Origin of the sequence: Runella limosa DSM 17973 (assembly GCF_000482465.1) — a bacterium.
Lineage (GTDB): Bacteria > Bacteroidota > Bacteroidia > Cytophagales > Spirosomataceae > Runella > Runella limosa.
Window position 1 is genome coordinate 527,147 of sequence record NZ_KI519420.1, and the last position, 19,646, is coordinate 546,792.

General features: G+C 45.0%; 21 protein-coding genes. 11 read left to right on the plus strand and 10 right to left on the minus strand.

The genetic code is table 11. The features are described 5' to 3' along the window. The coding region (locus K339_RS0112110) for a PUA domain-containing protein (RefSeq protein WP_028523811.1) at positions 1-393 on the plus strand (393 nt) is incomplete at its 5' end. 76 nt (positions 394-469) lie between these two features. Here the strand turns inward: K339_RS0112110 and K339_RS0112115 are convergent. Then, a complete protein-coding gene (locus tag K339_RS0112115; RefSeq protein WP_028523812.1) occupies positions 470-901 on the minus strand; it encodes an Hsp20/alpha crystallin family protein in 432 nt (143 codons plus the stop codon). Positions 902-1,104: 203 nt separating this feature from the next. Here K339_RS0112115 and K339_RS35930 point away from each other — a divergent pair, with 203 nt between their 5' ends. Further along, on the plus strand, positions 1,105-1,959 hold the full coding sequence (locus tag K339_RS35930; protein ID WP_051397976.1) for a CPBP family intramembrane glutamic endopeptidase: 855 nt from the start codon (positions 1,105-1,107) through the stop codon (positions 1,957-1,959). Between the two features lie 697 nt (positions 1,960-2,656). Next, on the plus strand, positions 2,657-3,823 hold the full coding sequence (locus K339_RS0112125) for a ComEC/Rec2 family competence protein (protein WP_229598733.1): 1,167 nt from the start codon (positions 2,657-2,659) through the stop codon (positions 3,821-3,823). A gap of 21 nt (positions 3,824-3,844) precedes the next feature. Here K339_RS0112125 and K339_RS0112130 read toward each other — a convergent pair whose 3' ends face one another. Further along, entirely contained in the window at positions 3,845-4,537 is a 693-nt protein-coding gene (locus tag K339_RS0112130; RefSeq protein ID WP_157607609.1) for a response regulator transcription factor, read from the minus strand. 7 nt (positions 4,538-4,544) lie between these two features. Next, positions 4,545-6,302, minus strand: coding sequence for a sensor histidine kinase (locus tag K339_RS0112135; protein ID WP_229598734.1), 1,758 nt, complete (start codon positions 6,300-6,302; stop codon positions 4,545-4,547). 134 nt (positions 6,303-6,436) lie between these two features. Between K339_RS0112135 and K339_RS0112140 the strand changes: the two genes are divergently transcribed. After that, the gene (locus K339_RS0112140) at positions 6,437-7,321 is read left to right on the plus strand and encodes a T9SS type A sorting domain-containing protein (RefSeq protein WP_028523816.1); all 885 of its coding nucleotides are present in this window, start codon (positions 6,437-6,439) and stop codon (positions 7,319-7,321) included. Positions 7,322-7,499: 178 nt separating this feature from the next. On the opposite strand, the gene K339_RS0112145 is transcribed toward K339_RS0112140, so the two are convergent. The 6 genes from K339_RS0112145 to K339_RS0112175 all read right to left on the minus strand — a co-directional run bounded on the left by K339_RS0112145 (position 7,500) and on the right by K339_RS0112175 (position 10,766). Continuing rightward, positions 7,500-7,916: a hypothetical protein gene (locus tag K339_RS0112145; protein ID WP_157607569.1), complete on the minus strand. Its 417-nt coding sequence runs from the start codon at positions 7,914-7,916 to the stop codon at positions 7,500-7,502. Positions 7,917-8,026: 110 nt separating this feature from the next. After that, positions 8,027-8,449: an Ig-like domain-containing protein gene (locus K339_RS0112155; protein ID WP_028523432.1), complete on the minus strand. Its 423-nt coding sequence runs from the start codon at positions 8,447-8,449 to the stop codon at positions 8,027-8,029. Positions 8,450-8,637: 188 nt separating this feature from the next. Beyond that, positions 8,638-9,006, minus strand: coding sequence for a hypothetical protein (locus K339_RS0112160; protein WP_157607548.1), 369 nt, complete (start codon positions 9,004-9,006; stop codon positions 8,638-8,640). A gap of 282 nt (positions 9,007-9,288) precedes the next feature. Beyond that, a complete protein-coding gene (locus K339_RS0112165) occupies positions 9,289-9,705 on the minus strand; it encodes a hypothetical protein (protein WP_157607570.1) in 417 nt (138 codons plus the stop codon). A 111-nt stretch (positions 9,706-9,816) separates the two neighbouring features. Beyond that, positions 9,817-10,224 (minus strand): hypothetical protein, encoded by a 408-nt coding sequence (locus K339_RS0112170; protein WP_028523819.1) that lies wholly within the window; start codon positions 10,222-10,224, stop codon positions 9,817-9,819. 71 nt (positions 10,225-10,295) lie between these two features. Beyond that, the gene (locus tag K339_RS0112175; protein WP_028523820.1) at positions 10,296-10,766 is read right to left on the minus strand and encodes an Lrp/AsnC family transcriptional regulator; all 471 of its coding nucleotides are present in this window, start codon (positions 10,764-10,766) and stop codon (positions 10,296-10,298) included. Positions 10,767-10,949: 183 nt separating this feature from the next. On the opposite strand from K339_RS0112175, the gene K339_RS0112180 reads away from it, so the two are divergent. Beyond that, on the plus strand, positions 10,950-11,894 hold the full coding sequence (locus K339_RS0112180) for an NAD-dependent epimerase/dehydratase family protein (RefSeq protein WP_028523821.1): 945 nt from the start codon (positions 10,950-10,952) through the stop codon (positions 11,892-11,894). A gap of 4 nt (positions 11,895-11,898) precedes the next feature. Next, the gene (kbl, locus tag K339_RS0112185) at positions 11,899-13,092 is read left to right on the plus strand and encodes a glycine C-acetyltransferase (RefSeq protein ID WP_028523822.1); all 1,194 of its coding nucleotides are present in this window, start codon (positions 11,899-11,901) and stop codon (positions 13,090-13,092) included. A 117-nt stretch (positions 13,093-13,209) separates the two neighbouring features. Here kbl and K339_RS0112195 read toward each other — a convergent pair whose 3' ends face one another. Beyond that, on the minus strand, positions 13,210-14,082 hold the full coding sequence (locus tag K339_RS0112195; RefSeq protein ID WP_028523823.1) for an AraC family transcriptional regulator: 873 nt from the start codon (positions 14,080-14,082) through the stop codon (positions 13,210-13,212). Between the two features lie 122 nt (positions 14,083-14,204). Here K339_RS0112195 and K339_RS33535 point away from each other — a divergent pair, with 122 nt between their 5' ends. From K339_RS33535 to fucP, 5 genes are all read left to right on the plus strand, one after another. Then, positions 14,205-15,878: an alpha-L-fucosidase gene (locus K339_RS33535; protein ID WP_051397979.1), complete on the plus strand. Its 1,674-nt coding sequence runs from the start codon at positions 14,205-14,207 to the stop codon at positions 15,876-15,878. Positions 15,879-16,034: 156 nt separating this feature from the next. After that, a complete protein-coding gene (locus K339_RS0112205; RefSeq protein WP_028523824.1) occupies positions 16,035-17,261 on the plus strand; it encodes an enolase C-terminal domain-like protein in 1,227 nt (408 codons plus the stop codon). Positions 17,262-17,273: 12 nt separating this feature from the next. Continuing rightward, the gene (locus tag K339_RS0112210) at positions 17,274-18,038 is read left to right on the plus strand and encodes an SDR family NAD(P)-dependent oxidoreductase (protein WP_028523825.1); all 765 of its coding nucleotides are present in this window, start codon (positions 17,274-17,276) and stop codon (positions 18,036-18,038) included. A 5-nt stretch (positions 18,039-18,043) separates the two neighbouring features. Continuing rightward, positions 18,044-18,400 (plus strand): L-rhamnose mutarotase, encoded by a 357-nt coding sequence (locus K339_RS0112215; RefSeq protein WP_037300240.1) that lies wholly within the window; start codon positions 18,044-18,046, stop codon positions 18,398-18,400. Further along, on the plus strand, positions 18,388-19,632 hold the full coding sequence (gene fucP, locus K339_RS0112220) for an L-fucose:H+ symporter permease (protein WP_028523827.1): 1,245 nt from the start codon (positions 18,388-18,390) through the stop codon (positions 19,630-19,632). The genes K339_RS0112215 and fucP overlap by 13 nt, the downstream gene beginning before the upstream one ends. The last annotated feature ends 14 nt before the right edge of the window (positions 19,633-19,646 follow it).

Below are 19,646 nucleotides of genomic sequence, written 5' to 3' on the forward strand. Positions count from 1 at the left end.
ACGCGTATGGGCATTCGTACCATTATTTTTGGAATGAACGTGCCCGATGGCATTCTTTGTGCGATTCGTGAGGAAACGGGGACGGTGTTTGCCCCTCAAGACAATAGCCTCTCGGCGCGTAATCGCTGGTTGGGGAGTGGTAGCTTAGTGGCGGGTCGTATTACGATAGATGAAGGTGCGGCACAGGCGCTCCAAAACCGTAAAAGTTTACTGGCTGTGGGTATTAAAAACGTTTCGGGAGATTTTGAGGCAGGAGAGGTGGTCGAGCTGCTGGATGTAGAAGGAAGCCTACTGGCAGTTGCCAAAGCCCGCGAATCGTCGGTGGTGATTGCGCAAAACCTTCGTACTCAGAATTTTGAAGTGGCAAATGCCAACGACATCGTATTATTATAAAAAAAATGTCGGGGTGTAAGCACCCCGACACACGCCGTATGAGCTGGGGTACTCGTACCCCGACATACAGGCTTACTTACGCAATTTCAATCAAGCGAGGAGTTTTCTTCGCTTCTTCTTTTTTAGGAAGCTCTACGTTCAATACCCCGTCGGTATAAGTAGCTGCGATTTTCTCGCCGTCGATGGTATTCGGCAAAGTGAATGAGCGACGGAAGCTGTTAAAGCTAAACTCTTTGCGGGTATATTTTTCGGTAGTTTCTTCGTTTTTTTGCTCCTTTTGAGCCGAAATGCTCAGTACATTATTTTCCAAGTTGATTTTAAAATCTTCCTTCTTCAAACCTGGAGCAGCTACCTCAAGACGGAATCCGCTTTCGCCTTCCACAATGTTTACGGCAGGTACACCGTAGTTTGTCAAGTTAGCGGGAGCAAAAAGCTCGTTAAAATCTTTTCCGAATACGTTGCCGAACAAAGTGGGGAAGTTGCCGTTGGTTTTTACTAAAGTTGCCATGGTTGCTAGTAGTTTTAAGTTTTTATGTTGTTTGTAATTGAGTTGTGCTAGTTATTGTCTTTTTTTACTGCATCAACGCCTTACTAAGGTCAAATCCTGTACCACGCGATTTTTTTGATAATTTCAATGACAAAATGTCGCATTTAGTGGTTTTTTTATTTTTTGTTAATGACAAAATGTCTTAATTTACTACAAATACCCCTATGTTTCCACTTCAACCCAACTCCTTTATTGACGCTTCCAAGCAAGGCGACAATCGCCTTGGCCTTTACGTAGCGGTTTTTTTGCTGGTAATTATTGCCAACGTCGTTGGGTCTATCCCAGGCGCTTGGGCAATGGTCGAACTGCGCTCAAACGAGCTGTCTTTGCCCATTTATTTGGTGATGGCGTTGGTTTTTCTCTCCTTCGTAGTAGCCTTGGGCACGCTTTGGTTTTGTGTACAGTACATTCACAAGCGCTCACCGTTTACGATGATTGTCCCCTCGGGGCAAGTCAACTGGAAACGCGTGGCGGCGTCGGGTGGGCTGTGGCTTGGCTGTTCAGTAGCCGTGGAGCTAGTTACTTACTTGCTTTTTCCTGATAAATATCGTTTGAGCCTAAACTGGTCGGAATTTTTACCGTCATTGATTGTGGGGCTGCTTTTTATTCCTTTTCAAACCTCTTTTGAGGAGTTGTTTTTTCGGGGGTATTTGATGCAGGGCATTGGTTCTTGGAATTTTTGGGTAGGAGTGACCATTCCCGCTATCTTGTTTGGGTTGGCGCATAGTTTCAACGATGAGGTAGAGGCGGCAGGCTCGCTGGGCATTGCCATGATTTACTACATTGGCGTAGGGGTCTTTTTTGGTCTTCTTACGGTGTACGACCGAAGTCTTGAGCTACCTTTGGGGGTTCATGCGGCCAACAACCTGTACGCGTTTTTGGTGGTGGGTTATCCGAGTAGTTCTATTCCTACGGCGACCATTTGGATGATGAACGAGCTTAATTTTCCCTTGATGATTGGGCAATGGTTACTGACGTTAGGACTATATCTTTTGTTGCGCAAACGACTTGTGAAGTGAGTTTGGTTGTCTGGTTTTCAGTTTTGGGTTTTCAGTTTTGGGTTTTTCGGCTGAATAATGTGCTTTTCCTTCTTAGTTGCTGGTCGGGTTGTGAGCAACCCTTCACACATTAAGTTCGGTCTTCAAAATGGCTTTTGGTTCTCTCTTTCGTTTTCTTACTCGTCGGTTTATGACTAACGCTGCACAAATTAGCCCTTCTGCCCTTTGCACTCGACATTCTCAGCATTCGTCGGGTTGTGAGCAACCCTCCCCACGGAGGAGCATTCGCCCTTCTGCACTTTGCACTCGACATTCCCAGCATTCGTCGGGTTGTGAGCAACCCTCTGCACGGAAGAACATTCGACATTCTGCACTCTACCCTCGACATTCCCAGCATTCGTCGGGTTGTGAGCAACCCTCTGCACTGTGGAGCATTCGCCCTTCTGCCCTTTGCACTCGACATTCCCAGCATTCGTCGGGTTGTGAGCAACCCTTTCCACGGAGGAACATTCGCCCTTCTGCACTTTGCACTCGACATTCTCAGCAGGCGTCGGGTTGTGAGCAACTCTCCCCACAGTGGAACATTCGACATTCTGCACTCTACCCTCGACATTCCCAGAAACCGTTCTCCCCTTGGCTTGCCTTTCGCCCTTTCCTCTTTGTCCTTTGTCCCTTACTTTTTGCCTTTTGCTCCTTGGCACAGCAGGTCGGGCAGCCGTTGCCGAAGTGGAAAGAAGGTGGGTTGGATATTCACCATATCAACACAGGACAAGGTAGTGCTACGCTGCTGGTATTTCCCGATGGAACAACCTTACTGGTGGATGCGGGTGCTATCAATTCACGAGATTGGCGGACGAATAAACCCCGAAATATCCCAACAAAACCCTCCAACGAACGACAAGCAGGGGAGTGGATAGCGCGCTATGTACAGAAAGCATTGGGGCACCAGACTTCACCCGTTATTGACTACGCTCTAATTTCTCATTTCCACGACGACCACATGGGGACACCTCTCAATGTTACCAAGCAATCGAGCGCTGGATATACCTTGGCAGGAATTACAGAAGTGGGGGAGTTTATTCCAATTCGAAAAATCATTGATCGGGGCTGGCCTGATTATTCGTACCCTGCTCCCATGACGGCTGATTCGATGGTGAGTAATTATCGGCGGTTTTTGCAATGGCAACAGCAGCGTAAAGGCTTAATTGTCGAGAAATTTCGGGCAGGAAGTAACGATCAAATTGTGCCCTTGAAAAGCAAAAAATATCCTTTTGAGGTGCAAAACATTGCCGTTAATGGGGAAATGTGGATGGGGGTAGGTAATCAAACAACATCACTTTTTCCACCGCTGTCTTCGCTAAAACCCGCTGATTTTCCCAACGAAAATATGTGTAGTGCCGTGTTTCAAATTCGCTATGGGAAATTCGATTATTTCTCGGGGGGAGATTTACAAGGGGTGATTCGATTTGGAGCGCCTGCGTGGCACGATGTAGAAACGCCGATTGCCCAGGTAGTAGGGCCAGTAGATGTTCAATTGGTTGACCACCACGGCTATCCCGATTCCCAAAATGGTACTTTATTGGCTCGTTTACAGCCGCGCGTGATGGTGGTTCCGAGTTGGGCATCGTCGCACCCAGGGAAGGATGTTCTTGAGCGGATGTTTTCGGAAGAGTTTTACAAAGGCCCGCGCGATGTATTTATGACCAACTTGCTTCCAGAGGCCAAAACTGCCATCGCTGATTTGTTGCCTCGCCTCAAAAGCGAAGGTGGACACGTGGTGATAAGGGTCGAAAAAGGCGGAAAAACGTACCAAATAATGGTGTTGGACGATACCACCGAATCGTTTCGTATCAAGGCAGTCTATGGCCCGTACCAGTCGAAGTAAATAAAACCTTATAGGTCTAAATTATAGGTCTTCCAACAACTTAAACCCTTCGCCGTGCAGGTTCATAATTTGAAGCGCGGGGTCGTCTTTGAGGTATTTTCTTAGCTTGGTAATATAGACATCCATGCTTCGGGCATTGAAGTATGAATCATCTCCCCAAATCAATTTTAACGCAAAACTGCGGTTGATGGGTTGGTTTTTATTTTCGCAAAACAACTTCAATAAGCCCGATTCTTTGCTCGTCAGCTTCTGCGGAACGCCGTTTCTTGTGAGTAATTGATGGTCTGCGTCAAACGTATAACTTCCCAGTTGAAACACACTCGGCTGAGACTCCAAAGTAAAAGTTGTTTTTTGATAACGACGCAGCACTGCCTGAATCCGAAGCAGCAATTCTTCCATGCTAAACGGCTTGGTGATGTAGTCGTCTGCTCCCACTTTAAAACCCTGAATCGTATCTTCTTTCATACTTTTGGCCGTCAGAAAGATAATGGGGACGTCTTTGTCGGTCAGGCGAATTTCTTTGGCCAATGAAAACCCGTCTTTTTTGGGCATCATCACGTCAAACAAACATAAATCGTACGTTCCCTCTAAAAATGCCTTTAACCCCGCATTCCCGTCGGTGGCCAATTCTGTTTTATAGCCTTTACTGATGAGGTATTCTTGTAAAAGTTGCCCCAAATTCGGGTCATCTTCAGTCAAAAGGATACGGGTAATGGGTGGTTTAGTCATGTTTCAATGGCAATTTTACGGTAAATGTACTTCCTTTTCCTAGTTTACTTTCCACGTCGATGGCTCCACCGTGTGCTTCTACCATCTTTTTGACGTAGCTAAGGCCAAGGCCAAAGCCTTTCACATCGTGAATATTTCCCGTTGGAACGCGGTAGAAAGGGTCAAAAATTTTGGTTTGTTGCTCTTTGGTCATTCCGCGCCCTTGGTCACTTACGCTTACATAGACAAAATTATCATCGCTGTGGGTGCCTACGGCAATGTGAGGTGCTTCGGGCGAGTACTTGTTGGCATTATCAAGCAGGTTGGTCAAAATATTGGTCAGGTGCAATTCGTCGGCTTCCACCAATTCGTTGGTGGCCTCAAAACTCAATTCAATTTCGCCCTCCCGTTGCTCCAATTGTACCCCCAAATTGTTGAGCACTTTTTCAATCACATCATGGATGTTTACTTCGGTAGGTTTGAGTTTGATTTCGCCACGGTCGAGCAGCGCCATTTGTAGTACCTTCTCTACGTGCCCGCCCAAACGCAGCGTTTCGTCCCGAATGATGCCCAAATACCGTTGGATTTTACTTTTTTCACTTTGCGGCGTTTCCACTTGTTCGCGGGCCATGCTCACGGCCAACGAAATCGTCGAAAGCGGCGTTTTGAACTCGTGGGTCATGTTGTTGATAAAATCATTTTTGACATCCGAGAGTTTTTTCTGCTTCAAAATGGTCGTCACCGCCACGTAAAAACACCCCAAAATCACCAATAATAACAAAGCGGAGCTAATCAGCGTAAAGCTCATGTTTTGTAAAATAAATGCTTGCCGTTCGGGAAAATAGACCAGTAACTGACTCGGTAGCGTATTGATTTCGTTGGGGAACAAACTCGCCCGAAACAGCTCACTCCCCGTCGTGTCGGGGCGGTAAGCAACGGTCGAGAACAGCACATTCGACTGATTGTTGTTTTGAATCGCAAATTCATAAGGTAGTCCAATGCCGCGTTCGGCCAACGATTTTTTCAACAACGAATCAATCATCAAACGGTTGACGCGTTGCTCCATCGGGCGTTTGCTAAACAGCAGGTCTTTGAATACATCTTTCAACAAGTCGGTCTGCGAGGCCAGCGTTTTTGATTTTGTATCGTTTTCGTCACGTATTGCTCTTTTTTCGAGCGGTTGACGGGCTTTTTGAACCGACGAGCGCACTGCCATCATCACCGAACTATTGCCGAGCGTATCAGCGGGCATCAACACGCGCCCCATTTGGTCAAACCATGCTTCAAACATCCGTTCTTGTTCGGCGTGAATCCGCAAAAACCGCTCAATGTGAGGTAATTCGTCGTTTCGTTGTCTTAAAATTTCATTGATAAGGTTGGCCTGAAAATCGGTCATCGACCGATTGCGCGGCGTCAGTGCATCGGTCGGGTTGGTGCCCGTCAGGTTGCCATCTCGCCCCGCTGAGGCCGTATATTCGTCGGGTAGTCGGTGCTTGGGTGTTTGCGTTTTTTGGGCCAAACGGTTCTTATTCAGCGCCTCCAGTTTGCGCTGCTGCTGTTCGATTTCCTCGCGTTGTCGAATCAAATAAATGATTTCTTGTTTCTCCAGTTTGCGGACGACATCTTGCAACGCGTCCGAGACTTTGAGCTCAAACTGCTCATTGCGCAACGCCAACGCACTCGTAATCCAATACCATTGAAAACCCATCAGACTAAGCGCCGCCAGCCCCATCAGAGAAATCAACAAGCGTATTTTTTGTTTCGTCATCATTTTTTTTTCAACTCATGCAACGTTTCGTTTCCTAACCCCGACTTTCTAAACGTATCCGTCGATTGCACCTCCAAAATAACGCAATTCGGTCAACCCTTTAACACATTTTAAGAAACTTTAACACGGTCAATCCTATGAAAACAAACATGACTTTTTTTGCGCTGGTAGTAGGGCTGGGAGTAGCCACTACGGCAATGTCGCAAGACGTTAAAAAAGAAGAAAAAGCCGCCGACAAAGACAAAGTGACGATTCGCGTGCGGATGTCGGAGGAGAAAGACGGTAAAGTAGAAACCTTTGAGCGGACTTATACCTACAACGGACTTTCGGAAGAAGAACGGGAGAAAAAGGTAAAAACCATCATGGATTCGCTCCGAAACGACAGCAAAGCAGCGGCCAATCGTCGTTTAAGCGTCGAAATTGAGGAGGGGTCGAGCGTGGTGCGTGACAAAGAACGTTGGGGCAACCAAGAACATATTGCCGTTATCCCGAAAGATGGCCGCAAGCGTGACGTACAAATTTATCGCTACGAGCAGCCGTCTGACCGACGCGAGCGCAATGGTGACCGCAAAAGTGAACGTACGTACGAATTTAAGTTTGACGACGAAGCCTTTGCCGACCGTATGCAGCGGGTTGAAAAGCGAATTGAGCCCCAAATGCGTAAATTAGAACGTAACATGGAAGAATGGAGTCGCGATTTTGAGCCCAAATTCAAAGAGTTTTGGCACGGCGATGTCAACATCAGCGGGGCAGGAAAACCTGCCTCCATCCGTGGCTTAGAGGCGTATCCCAACAACCCCGAAAAAAATGAATTGAACATTCGTTTTTACGCCCCCGCCAAAGGCGACGTGACCATCTCAGTCACTGACACCAAAGGCAAACAAATCGCCAAAAAAGAAGTGAAAGATTTTACGGGCGATTACGTAGGTCAGTTGGATTTAGGAAAAAATGTGAAAGGCACTTATTTTATCAGTGTTGTTCAGAATGAAGACGGCACGGTGAAACGCGTAGTGGTAGAGTAAAATAACTAAATACATAACATAAAAAGGCGATTCTCTAAAAGAGTCGCCTTTTTATGTTAAACTAAAAATATTATTTGACAATCAAAAACTTCCGCGAGACTATCTGTACGGTCTTGACGGCAGTAGCGCAGATAAGGGTGGATGGATGTCCAAAGGTAAGTTTTACGTTGAGGCAATTTTATTTGGGAAGCATAACGAAATCATATTGCGTTTTTGAGCCGATTTCTACTGGACAACAAAAATTTGTTCGCTTGCCGTCTTTTAAAGTAGAATAATCACGGTATTTAGAAATAAACTTGTATTCATATAAATTTATCACACTAAGTTTGTGAAATTCTTTAGGAGCATCAACGACAACATTGTACTTGCCATTGGCATCTGTAAATACAGTTTTTAGTGGGTGGCTTACAGACCCTAATATGCCTTTTTCGCCATCAATTGCAATTTCAAGATTAGCTACTGGCAACTTGGTATCAAAATCCGTCACTGTCCCAAATACAGTAGTTTGTCGGCTTTTGGTGGGGTCAGAGAAGCAGCCTTCTGTTAGTAGCAGCACTCCCGCTGCATAGAGCCAAGGTTTTACTAATCGTTTCATTTTCAAACGTTGTTTTCGAGAAGTGAAGTTTTTGAGTTTTAGGAACATGAAAGGCTGGAAGCCTTTTGATAATTATCACGAGTCGGGCCTCGCGCTATCGGGTATGGATTTTATTTGGGAAGCATGATGAAATCGTACTGCGTTTTTGAGCCTATTTCTACTGGACAACAAAAATTTATTCGATTACTGTCTTTTAAAGAAAAATAGCCCTTGTATTTTAAAGTGTACTTTAATTTATCAAAGTACCTATTTATTACAGTTATTTTATGATAACCATTAGGAACATCAATCGTAGTAGAGTAATAGCCTTGTTTGTCAGTATAAATTATCTTCAGTTGATCGGCATTAGAAGCAAATACTCCTTTTTCTCCAGTAATCATAACTTGCACACTATCCACTGGCAACTTGGTATCGTTATCGGTCACTGTACCAAAGACGGTGGTTGTTCGGCTTTTAAAAGGGGTCGAAAAACAGCCTTCTGTCAGTAGCAGCACTCCCGCTGCATAGAGCCAAGGTTTTACTAATCGTTTCATTCTCATACGTTGTTTTCGAGAAGTGAAGTTTTTGAGTTTTAGGAACATGAAAGGCTGGAAGTCTTTTGATAATTATCACGAGTCGGGTCCTCGTGCTATCGGGTGTGGATTTTGAGTTATTAGTCGTCTTTTTCTATAGTTTATAAATAAAAGACAAAATAATACAGTATTTTCATGGTGAAAGCTGTTTAATCGATCTTGACAATTTTGTCAATTACAATGTAAGGGGAGGCGCCAACCCCAAAGGTAGGACAAGCATCACAGTTAAAGATTCGTCCCCAAATTCGATATTTAAAAGGCTGAGGCTTTCCCCTCACATAGGTATTCTCATAAGGTAAGATTTTTTCTTCCTGAAAGGGACAAATAAGCGGCGCATCACCTCCTTCAATGACAAACCCAGCACTTTGGTATAAATCAGCACGGGCATTTTTAACTGTTTTGATGTAGTTGTAATGTCCATTTTCAGGTCCACAGGAAGTTGGGTCTTTTTTCTTACAACTCACGCTCATCAGCAGCACAGCGGCGGCGTAGAGCAGAGGCTTAAATAATCGTTTCATGTTCATACGTTGTTTTTAAAAGTGAAGTTTTAATGCAAAAATCAGGGTTTTTCATAGGCAGCAGCGTGGATAAGGGTGGATGGATGTCCAAAGATATATGCTTTAGTTATAAAGTCAATATTGTATTTTGATTATTTAGTAATTGATAACTATATAAAACATTGTTTGTAATAATGACCCAAAAATGGGTATTTTATATATATTGGTTGTAAGTAATGTGCTTGGAAGCGAAGAGAATAAAGTTTTACATACTTTTCTGTAGTATTTTACGTTAAGGGGGTTTTATTGGGGAAGCATAATGAAATCATATTGCGTTTTTGAACCTATTTCTACCTTGCAGCAGTTGCCTGTTCGCTGTCCATTTAGATATGTTTGATAGCCTCGGTATTTGGGGTAAAACTTACGATCCCATAAATTTCCTACGTTAAGTGAATGAAATTCTTTTGGGGCATCAATGACTACATTGTATTTACCGTTGGTATCTGTATATACCGTTTTTAGTTCGCTACTCACAGATCCTAATATACCTTTTTCGCCATCAATTGCAATTTCAAGATTAGCTACTGGCAACTTGGTATCAAAATCCGTCACTGTCCCAAATACAGTAGTTTGTCGGCTTTTGGTGGGGTCATAGAAGCAGCCTTCTGTTAGTAGCAGCATTCCCGCTGCATACAGCCAAAGCTTTACTAATCGTTTCATTTTCATACGTTGTTTTCGAGAAGTGAAGTTTTTGAGTTTTAGGAAAATGAAAGGCTGGAAGCCTTTTGATAATTATCACGAGTCGGAGCCTCGCGCTATCAGGTGTGAATTTTATTTGGGAAGCATGATGAAATCGTACTGCGTTATTGAACCTACTTGAACAGGGCAACAAAAATTTGTTTGTTTGCCATCTAAAAAAAGTAAAAAATCCCTATGTTTATAAACATTAAAAATATTATCTAAATTAAGGGAATGGTAGTTTTTAGGAACATCAATTACGGCTGAATACTTACCATCCTTATCTGTAAATACAGTTTTTAATTTTATGCCTTTGAATGCCAATACGCCATTATTTCCCCAAATAGCTATTTCATTATTTTCGACTGGTAATTTGGTATCATTATCGATGACTGTTCCAAATATTGTTGTGGTTTGGCTTTTGGTGGAGTCAGAGAAGCAGCCTTCGGTCAGGAGCAGTACTCCCACTGCATACAGCCAAGGTTTTACTAATCGTTTCATTTTTATAAGTTGTTTTTAAAAGTAAATATAAACAACTATAAGGAGAATAAATGCTAAAAAAATAATTATCATCACTTTACCGTATAACTCCAACTGTGCTTAATGACTTTGAGTGAAAAGGTACTGTTGAGCGTGCCTATATTTTCAATTTTTGACAATTTGTTTCGGACAAAGTGGTGGTATTCGTCCAAACTCCCCACGTTGATTTTTAACAAGAAATCTACTTGCCCCGCCATGTGGTAGCACTCTTGTACTTCCTCCAACTTTTGAATTTCTTCTTCAAAGCTCTCAATAAATGCCTTGTCGTGGTAACGCATCGACACTTGGCAAAAGATTGTAATGGGCTGTCCAAGCAAGTCTTTGTCCAAAATAGCCACGTACTGTTTAATAAACCCAAGCTGCTCCAAACGCTTGATTCGCTCATAAACGGGCGACAAGGTAAGGCCCAACCGAGCCGCCAATTCTTTGGTCGTGAGCTTGGCATCGGCCTGCAAAAGCCGCAGTAGTTTTTTGTCAATGTCATCAAGTGATTCGAGTGCCATAAAATTTTCTTTTTATACTATCTCAATTTAATCCTGTTTAGTGATATTTTCTTTAAAAGAAATAAAATTCAGTAAAATTAATGGATTTTTTGGGATAATGTGCGTCAATAGTAGTGTCTATATAACTTTGCGCCGTTAATTACACTTCATCAAAAGTTAAAAATCAGCTAAAACGCCACAGTTATGAAACAGGAAACGATTTTAGTGATTGGCGCAAATGGTCAGATTGGAACGGCATTGTTGCCTCATTTACAACGCCTCTACGGCTGGGAGAATGTCATTGCCAGCGACCTCCGAGCGGGAGAAAACCAACAAGCAATTTTTGAACGCCTAGATGCCACCGACGCCACGATGCTCGCCAGCGTTGTGCAACGTTACCGCGTTACTCAAATTTATCATTTGGCGGCGATTCTTTCGGCCAAAGGCGAGGCTGACCCGCTTTGGGCGTGGAACCTCAACATGCAAACCCTGCTCAACGTACTGGAAGTAGCTCGCCTCCACCAAGTCAAAAAAGTATTTGTACCGAGTTCTATTGCGGCTTTTGGCACGCAGGCTCCCAAGTACGAAACGCCGCAATCGGCCCTGCTCGACCCCTCAACGGTCTATGGCATTAGCAAAGTGGCCGCCGAAAACTGGTCGGTTTATTACCACAAACGCTATGGCCTCGATGTGCGCTCGCTGCGCTACCCAGGCGTTATTAGTTACCAATCTATGCCTGGTGGCGGCACTACCGACTACGCCGTTGCCATTTACCACGAGGCCGTCCAAGGCAACCGTTTCGAGTGCTTTTTAGCGGCTGATACCTTGTTGCCCATGATTTACATGGACGATGCCCTCCGCGCTACGTTGGAATTGATGGAAGCCCCCGAAGCGGCCATCACGGTACGGACGTCGTACAATTTGGCTGGCATGAGCTTTACCCCTGCCCAAGTGGCGGCTTCTATTCAGACGTATTTTCCTGATTTTCAGGTTGACTACAAACCCGATTTCCGTCAAGCGATTGCTGACTCATGGCCCAAAACCATTGACGATTCGGTCGCACGGCGCGATTGGGGCTGGAAACCCCGCTTCGATTTGCCCAAAATGACGAAAGAAATGATTACCCACCTCACCGAAAAAGTTATCTAAACGTATGTACGCAAGCATCAAAAACGAACTCCAACAGGAACTAAACGCCCTCAAAGAAGCAGGGCTTTATAAATCAGAACGTATTATTGTATCGCCACAATCGGCAGAAATCACCGTGCAAGACGGCCGCGAAGTACTGAATTTTTGTGCCAACAATTACTTGGGATTATCATCTCATCCTGAGGTTATCAAAGCTGCCCACGAAGCCCTCGAAACGCACGGTTTTGGCCTTTCGTCCGTACGGTTTATTTGTGGTACACAAGATATTCACAAAGAACTTGAGCGCCAAACTGCCGCTTTTGTGGGGGCCGAAGATTGCATTTTGTACGCCGCTGCGTTTGATGCCAACGGCGGTGTTTTTGAGCCGTTGTTGGGAGAAGAAGACGCCATCATCTCCGACGAACTCAATCACGCGTCCATCATCGACGGGATTCGTTTGTGCAAAGCCAAACGCTTCCGTTACCAGCACAACAACATGGAGGATTTGGAAGCGCAACTCCGCGCGAGTGCCTCGTGTCGCCGCCGATTGATTGTCACCGACGGCGTATTTTCGATGGACGGAACGATTGCTCAATTGGATAAAATCTGCGACTTGGCCGACCAATACCAAGCGTTGGTGATGGTGGACGAATGCCACGCCAGCGGTTTTATGGGCAAAACAGGCCGTGGTACGCCCGAACACAAAGGTGTTTTGGGTCGAATAGACATTATCACTGGTACGTATGGCAAAGCCTTGGGTGGCGCGTCGGGTGGTTTTACGGCGGCTCGTAAAGAAATCGTTGAGTTGTTGCGTCAGCGTTCACGGCCGTATTTGTTTTCCAATACCCTCGCTCCTTCCATCGTAGGTGCGTCGCTCAAAGTATTAGAATTGCTCCGCCAATCGACTGCTTTGCGCGATAAACTCGAAGCCAACACCCGCTATTTTAGAGAAGCCATGACCGCAGCGGGTTTTGACATTTTGCCAGGCGAGCACCCGATTGTTCCCATTATGTTGTACGACGCGCCTCTGGCGCAGGAGTTTGCCAAACAATTGTTGGAAGAAGGTATTTACGTCATCGGCTTTTTCTATCCAGTAGTTCCCAAAGGCAAAGCCCGAATTCGGGTACAAATTTCGGCGGGTCACGAGCCAGAACACTTACAACGCGCCGTCGAAGCGTTTGTAAAAGTGGGACAACGTCTGGGGGTTATTGCTGGCTAAACTTTTCCCGCAGATTGACGCAGATTTTAAACCGCAGATGTTCGCAGACTATTATCAGCGCTACTCTGCGAGTCAAATCTGCGTCAATCTGCGGGGAACAATAGATAAAAAAGCCATCTAACGTAAAGTACTTATTTGAGCCCGAAACTCTCTGGGCGTACGTTGGTGTATTTTTTTAAACGAACGGTTGAAATATGAGACGTTACTGTACCCACTCTCGAAAGCTACTTGCGTAATCGGTAAGTCAGTTTGCTGTAAAAGCTGACAGGCAAATGCGATGCGTACTTCGTTTAAAAAATCTGAAAAAGTGCGGTAAGTAAGGTTTTTAAAGAAACGGCAAAACGAATGTAATTGTAACCCTGCCACCGAAGCAGCTTGCTCAATGGTGAGGTCTTCCCTGAAGTTTTGCTGAATGTACTCCATCAATCGCGAAACGCGGTTTTGATTTTTATCCGTAAAAGTAGAAAGCAATGGGGCTCTATTGAGCCAAATCATGTCTTCGGGCTCAAGTAAAAGCACCATAATCTGTAAGAAAGAGGACAATAACTGCATATTCTTACTGTTTAACATGTCTTGCAAGTAGCCAATAATGCGCTCCTTTTTCTTCCCAAAAAAGCTAATTCCTTTTTTAGACTGCACAAAAAACTCTTCCAACAACTTTGTGTCCATAAAAGGCTTTAAGTATTCCGTTAACGTAATGGGATTGATGTATAAAGCCACTGACACCGCAGGCTCATGCTCGCTGGCGGCGTTAAATTCACTGTACCATACGTGAGGGACATTGGGCCCAACAAATGTTAAATCTCCGCACTCAAAGCGTTCGATAGTTCCCCCAATAATCCGAGTACCAGCACCCGATAAAATATAAACTAGCTGACATTCATTGTGAAAATGGAAGTCGGTGGCAAACGATGACCGTACAATTTGCTTGACCACAAAGGGTTTTTGAGCGGTTGTAAAATCGGGTAAAAGGGTATAGGTAGCTTTCATTTTTACGGGTGTGTCTCATTTTTGCAAATATAGTATTGATAAATAGCAACCTAAAATAGGTTTTTGCCAAAAAACGCCCATTATTTTGTACAATTCCTTTGACTTACCCATTATTCTTTCCAATGAAGAAGCTTTTTATTATTCTTTGCCTGTTTGTCCATGTACAAGTATCGGCCCAGCAATTGGCCAAACCCTCTGCTGTTCAGTACAAATGGCAGGAACAAGGACGCATTATGTTTATCCACTTTGGGGTGGCCACTTGGCTCGGCCAAGAGTACGACGAGACGGGCGAATTTGACATTTCTCGCATCAATCCTACCAAACTCGACACCGATCAATGGTGCGAGGTAGCCAAGTCGTGGGGTGCCAAAGAAATCATTTTTGTGGCCAAACACGCGGGTAGTTTTTGCTGGTGGCCTACCCACACCACCGAGTATTGCGTCAGGAATATTCCGTGGAAAAACGGCAAAGGAGACCTTATAAAAGATTTGGTAAGTTCCTGCAAGAAAGCGGGGTTAAACTTGGGTATTTACATTTATCCTGGTGACATCAAATGGGGGGCAGGGCTCGGAAGCGGAGGAATCACCAAAGACCCTTCCAAACAGGAGGCGTACAACAAGATTTTCAGGCAACAACTCACCGAGGTGTTGGCCAATTATGGCGATATGCTCGAAGTCTGGTTTGATGGCTCTTGCAAGGTGCCCGTGAGCGATATTTTGCAAAAATATGCTTCCAAAGCGGTCATCTTCCAAGGCTCCGATGCTACCATCCGTTGGCCAGGCACGGAGAGCGGTATCCTTCATTATCCCGTTTGGAATTCCCTCCAAGGAAAGGTTTTAAAGTCGGGCGTAGCAACCCAATACGATGATGACCCCGATGGCGACGTTTGGGCACCTTTGGAAGCCGATGTCACTTTGTACAACCACAATTGGTTTTGGTCACCCAAAAACGAAGCCAAGCGCCGCTCGGTGGAAGAGTTGATGGAGATTTATTACAAATCGGTTGGCCACGGAGGTACGTTACTGCTCAATTCTACCCCCGATACGACGGGGCTTATCCCAGCAGGAGATGTAAAAAGATATGCTGAGTTTGGGGCAGAAATCAACCGACGGTTTAAGCAACCTTTGGCGGAAGTAAAAAATAAAGCCGCCAACGAAGCGATCTTGTCGCTTGAAAAACCAACGAAAATTAATCACCTGATCTTGAAAGAAGACTACCGACAAGGCCACAGAATCAGAAAATATGAAGTGTGGGGACTTACCAAAAACAAGTGGGAAAAACTGACAACAGGTAGCTCCATTGGTGTCACCAAAATTGATTATTTCGACGACGTTGAAGTTGCGGCGATAAAATTAAAAGTGACCGAGCACAAAGGTACTCCCCTGATTAGGAGTTTGGCAGCCTATTACGTGCCTGATTTTGAACTTCCAAAAGCTGAGAAAGAAGCCAAAGAATACACCATTTTGCAGGAATGGGATACCAAAGGTTTTGTCAATGGTAAAGGCCAAATGAGTATTGATTTAGGAAAGTACATCACCGCACCGGGTCAATACGAAGTGAGTTTTACCAATGCGGTCAGCGTGACGGGGATGTGGGTAGAAAAAGCTGAAATTATTTTTGACAAAGACCCCAATACGCTTCAGGAATTTATTCAAAGAAAACCCAAAGAAAATGTATTTTTTATCAATCGAACGGGCCAAATTGACAAAGGGACAAGCTCAATCCTGAATGTAGTGATGCGCTCGGATAATAGTTCTTTTCAAAATAAAGGTTTTGTGAAAATCAGAAAACGTTGACAAGGAAGTAAGTAATTGTGCAAAAATAGACTTTCCAAGTTTTATGCTTATACTATTGATAATCAGAAGATTTATAAACTTGGAAAGTCTTGTCTAATTCTGCTCATATACTTAATCCGTTAAAGAAATAGAAACAATTATACCCTCGAAACCTTTATGGTTATCTCTGCTATTGAGGTACTTGACAGACGTTTTGACCTCCCCAATGGGTCGGGCTCAGATGCAACCCACACTGATCCACAATATGCCTATGCGGTTTGTGTGTTAAAAACCGACACCTCCTTGGAAGGAATAGGGTTGGCTTTTACCTTGGGGGCGGGCACTGATTTGGTTTGTCAAGCCATTCAATTTTTATCCGAAAAATTGGCAGGTCAGGAGATTGAAGCCTTAATGGCCAACTTCGGGACTACCTATCGCTCGCTGGTTGACTCTCCTTCTTACCGTTGGTTGGGACCCCACAAAGGCGTCGTTCATTTAGCATTGGCCGCGATTGTCAATGCTTGCTACGATCTTTGGGCCAAATCGCGTCAGATACCTCTTTGGAAACTATTGCTGGACTTATCACCCGAAGAGCTCGTAAATACGCTGGATTTGAGTTATTTAGAAGACGAACTCACCCGTGAGCAGGCCATTCAATTACTCAAAGAACAGTATAAGACGCGAGACAATAGAAATTCGATACTTACTACTGGCTACAAAGGCTACGATACCTCGGTGGGTTGGTTTAATTTTTCGGACGAGCTCATCGTTGAAAAAACCAAGCAAGCCCTCGACAAAGGCTTCACCGCCCTGAAACTAAAAGTAGGTTCGGATGACCCTCTCCGCGACCTCCGCCGTGCCGCGTTGATTCGGCAAACGGCAGGAGATGCCGCCACCATCATGCTGGATGCCAATCAAAAATGGAATGTACCGCAAGCCTTGGATATTTGTCAGCGGCTGGGCAGTATCAACCCGTATTGGATTGAAGAACCTACGCACCCTGATGATGTATTTGGGCATCAGGCCATTGGCCGAGCCATTGCCCCTTTTAAAGTGGCCACGGGCGAGCACATTCCCAATAAGGTAATTTTCAAGAACTTTCTGCAAGCCAAGGCCATGGATTTTTGCCAGGTTGATGCCGTGCGGGTAGGGGGAGTTTCGGAGTTTTTGACGGTTAGTTTATTGGCCAAAAAATTCAATATTCCAGTACTCCCCCACGTGGGCGACATGGGCCAGATTCATCAGCATTTGGTGCTTTTTAATCACATTGGGATGGGGCACGAAAACCTGTTTTTAGAGCATATTCCGCATTTACGCCCCTATTTTGTGCATCCAGCCAATATCGTTGGGGGCTATTATCAAGTGCCTCAGGAAGCAGGCAGCAGCAGTGATTTGAAACCCTAAGCCACCAAAAATATGACACTATTGACCCATAAAGTGATTTTTCTCACGGGAGGTGCTTCGGGCATTGGCGAAGCTTGTGCTGATGCGTATGTAAAAGCGGGGGCTCGGGTTTTGGTGATGGACAAAGACGAAACTTCTTTGAATCAGCTAATGAGCCGTTTAGGCAACGAACACGCTGGTTTTGTCGGAGATGTGCAACATGAAGCAGACGTAAAATTGGCGATTGAAACGGCCATTGCTCGGTTTGGTAGAATAGATGTGATTCATAACAATGCTGGGATTGCTAGTCCCTCAAAACCGCTCGACCAAACCACCGAAAACGAATGGGATAGCTTATTTTCCATCAATTTGAAAAGCGTGTATTGGACTACCCGTTATGGCATCGAAGCCCTGAAAGCGACCAAGGGTTGTATTTTAAACACCTCCAGCATGGTAGGGACGATGGGGCAGGAAAATCACGCGGCTTACGTGGCTACCAAAGGGGGGATGAGCGCCCTAACCAAAGCCATGGCCTTGGATTATGCTCCTTTTGGTATTAGGGTCAATGCTATCTGTCCTGCGGGTGTATGGACGCCTATGCTGCGCAACTGGGCAACACAACAGCCTAATCCAGAGGTTATTGAAAATTATTTGGACAACATTCACGCCCTGGGCTACTGTCCCGAAGGCGATGTCATTGCCGATGTGGCGGTGTTTTTGGTCTCTGAGGCCGCTCGGTTCGTAACGGGCTGTATCATGCCCGTAAGCGGAGGGGCGGAATTGGGTTATAAAAAATAAAGAAGATGAAAACACACAGAACTTGTTTGGCGCTCGATTTGAAAGACGACGACGAACTCATTGCCCAATACGAACATTTTCATCAGCCAGAACACATTTGGCCCGAAATTCCCCGAGGAATCGGGGCGGGTGGAATCGTAGATATGCAAATTTATCGCATCGGGACGCGGCTTTTTATGATTGTCGAAACCGAAGAAGGTACTGACCTGAATACGGCTTTTGAAGCCATTGGCAAAATGCCTCGACAACCAGAGTGGGCCGCTTTTATGCATGGATTCCAACAACGGTTGGCGAATGCGAAACCTGACGAGCATTGGGCTGAAATGAAACCAGTTTTTATGCTAACCGAATGTCTGAAGTGAAAAACCGAAACCAATTTCTGATACCGCTTTTGGTGGTAATGAGCCTGATGTTTATTTGGAATTTGAGCCGAAACATCAACGATGTGCTTATTCCACACCTCAAAAGAGCTTGCCAATTGACTGATTTTCAGTCTTCGCTGGTGCAGTCGGCTTTTTTTGGTGGGTATTTTTTGTTGGCTTTGCCCGTGGGGCAATACATCCGTCGTTTTGGGTATAGGGCGGGCATGATTACGGGGCTTTTTATGGCTGCATTGGGCGCATTTTTATTTTTCCCAGCGGCCGAAACACGCTTTTATCCGCTTTTTTTGACTGCTTTGTTCATCATGGCTGCAGGTTTCACCTTTCTGGAAGTGACCGCCACACCGTATGTTTCGGTTTTGGGGGATCCCGAAAAAGCCTCTGGACGGCTGAGTTTGGCGGCGGCTGTGGGTTCTGTTGGGGCTACCATCGGCCCCTACCTTGGAGCGGTGTTTTTGCTTCATGCCACTGACACGCCCGAAACGGCTGTTCAGCAATTTAGCCCGAGCCAATTAGCCGATTATCTCAACGCCGAAGCCCAATTGGTCAAAATGCCTTACCTGAGTTTAGGGGCTTTGTTTATGGTATTGGGGGGGATGTTATTTTTTATCAAAATGCCCGCCATTCATGAAGAAGGAGAAGAAAATGTTCGGTTAAAATCCATTTTTAAGTTTAAACATACGGTGCTGGGCGCACTGGGCGTATTTTGTTATTTGGGTGCCGAAGTAGGGATTGTCAGTTTTCTAATTCGTTATTCCAAATCACTACAAATTGATGGATTAGGGGAGCAGAAAGCCGCGTTGTTTATCACCTTATTTATGGCCTTGGTCTTGGTGGGGCGCTTGGCTGGAGCGTATTTTCTGCAAAAAGTAAATCCCTCCAAAGTGTTGATAGCCTGTGCGTTGGGCGCGATTGCGCTGGTTGCAGTTGCTATTGTGAGTACTGGTTATGTTTCGATTTTTTCTCTTTCAATCGTGGGGCTTTTTACGTCGGTGATGTACCCCATCTTGTTTACGTTAAGCATTAAAAACCTGGGTGCTTATACCAAAACAGGTTCGTCGTTGATTATCATGAGCATTGTAGGGGGAGCCATTGTACCTCCACTTATGGGACTCATTTCTGATATGTACAGCATTCGCTTTGCTTTTTTGCTACCCGTTTTGTGTTATGCTTACATTTTGTATTACGCCCAAAAAGGCCATATTATCAGGTAGTTAAACGCCATTTT

Excerpts from the sequence above, each read along its gene's own strand:
- K339_RS0112135 (WP_229598734.1), bottom strand. The coding sequence starts at position 6,302 with ATGATGACGAAACAAAAAATACGCTTGTTGATTTCTCTGATGGGGCTG.
- K339_RS0112210 (WP_028523825.1), top strand. The coding sequence starts at position 17,274 with ATGACACTATTGACCCATAAAGTGATTTTTCTCACGGGAGGTGCTTCG.
- K339_RS0112215 (WP_037300240.1), top strand. The coding sequence starts at position 18,044 with ATGAAAACACACAGAACTTGTTTGGCGCTCGATTTGAAAGACGACGAC.
- K339_RS0112155 (WP_028523432.1), bottom strand. The coding sequence starts at position 8,449 with ATGAAACGATTAGTAAAACCTTGGCTCTATGCAGCGGGAGTGCTGCTA.
- K339_RS0112205 (WP_028523824.1), top strand. The coding sequence starts at position 16,035 with ATGGTTATCTCTGCTATTGAGGTACTTGACAGACGTTTTGACCTCCCC.
- K339_RS0112115 (WP_028523812.1), bottom strand. The coding sequence starts at position 901 with ATGGCAACTTTAGTAAAAACCAACGGCAACTTCCCCACTTTGTTCGGC.
- kbl (WP_028523822.1), top strand. The coding sequence starts at position 11,899 with ATGTACGCAAGCATCAAAAACGAACTCCAACAGGAACTAAACGCCCTC.
- K339_RS0112170 (WP_028523819.1), bottom strand. The coding sequence starts at position 10,224 with ATGAAACGATTAGTAAAACCTTGGCTGTATGCAGTGGGAGTACTGCTC.
- K339_RS0112175 (WP_028523820.1), bottom strand. The coding sequence starts at position 10,766 with ATGGCACTCGAATCACTTGATGACATTGACAAAAAACTACTGCGGCTT.
- K339_RS33535 (WP_051397979.1), top strand. The coding sequence starts at position 14,205 with ATGAAGAAGCTTTTTATTATTCTTTGCCTGTTTGTCCATGTACAAGTA.
- fucP (WP_028523827.1), top strand. The coding sequence starts at position 18,388 with ATGTCTGAAGTGAAAAACCGAAACCAATTTCTGATACCGCTTTTGGTG.
- K339_RS0112140 (WP_028523816.1), top strand. The coding sequence starts at position 6,437 with ATGAAAACAAACATGACTTTTTTTGCGCTGGTAGTAGGGCTGGGAGTA.
- K339_RS0112145 (WP_157607569.1), bottom strand. The coding sequence starts at position 7,916 with ATGAAACGATTAGTAAAACCTTGGCTCTATGCAGCGGGAGTGCTGCTA.
- K339_RS0112195 (WP_028523823.1), bottom strand. The coding sequence starts at position 14,082 with ATGAAAGCTACCTATACCCTTTTACCCGATTTTACAACCGCTCAAAAA.
- K339_RS0112165 (WP_157607570.1), bottom strand. The coding sequence starts at position 9,705 with ATGAAACGATTAGTAAAGCTTTGGCTGTATGCAGCGGGAATGCTGCTA.
- K339_RS35930 (WP_051397976.1), top strand. The coding sequence starts at position 1,105 with ATGTTTCCACTTCAACCCAACTCCTTTATTGACGCTTCCAAGCAAGGC.
- K339_RS0112180 (WP_028523821.1), top strand. The coding sequence starts at position 10,950 with ATGAAACAGGAAACGATTTTAGTGATTGGCGCAAATGGTCAGATTGGA.
- K339_RS0112160 (WP_157607548.1), bottom strand. The coding sequence starts at position 9,006 with ATGAAACGATTATTTAAGCCTCTGCTCTACGCCGCCGCTGTGCTGCTG.